This is a genomic window from Microvirga sp. P4_G7, assembly GCF_056401005.1.
This window is the reverse complement of the sequence record NZ_JBFUKD010001181.1, coordinates 1-553: the sequence shown is the minus strand read 5'-3', so window position 1 is coordinate 553 and position 553 is coordinate 1. Positions and strand designations below refer to the sequence as shown.

Annotated in this window: 1 protein-coding gene; it reads right to left on the bottom strand. The window is 59.3% G+C overall.

What is annotated here, in order from left to right; genetic code table 11:
* Positions 1–224 precede the first annotated feature (224 nt).
* Positions 225–553, bottom strand: a 329-nt coding sequence (locus AC1DT3_RS23760; RefSeq protein WP_477467600.1) for a TSUP family transporter, incomplete at its 5' end; no start/stop codon positions are given.

Below are 553 nucleotides of genomic sequence, written 5' to 3'. Positions count from 1 at the left end.
GGATGAGATTGCCAGGCTGAAAGCGACCTATTCGCCAACCGTGCACTAGATCACGACGATGGGAACCCGAGCGGTTCCGCATCGCGAAATGTAATTTTCCCGTTCGTTGGAGCGCGCTGCCTTCCGAAAGCCATATCGCCTTTCGGCGCCATGCTCTTGCATACGCTATCCATCGAAATCTTTGAGAAAGCCGTCGCCTTTCAGGAAGCGGCGGCTTTTTCAGTTCACGATGTGAGCGCGATGACGCCGTCGATCGTAAGCTTGGCGCCGACGAAGACGAGAAGCGTGTAGACAATCGTGTAGAACCGCGCGCCGGTGACGCGGCGCACCAGCAACACGCCGACCCACGTCGATGCGATCGCGACGGGAAACAGCGCGCCGGCCGTCATGAGATTTTCCGATGTGAACTGTCCCAGCGCGATGTAGGGCGGAACCTTGAGCCAGTTGTTGAGCGCGAAATAGATTGCGCCGGTGCCGACGAAAACGTCGCGCGGCAGCCTCTGCGGCATGACGTAGATTTGGAACGGCGGTCCCCCCGCATGGGCGATCATGC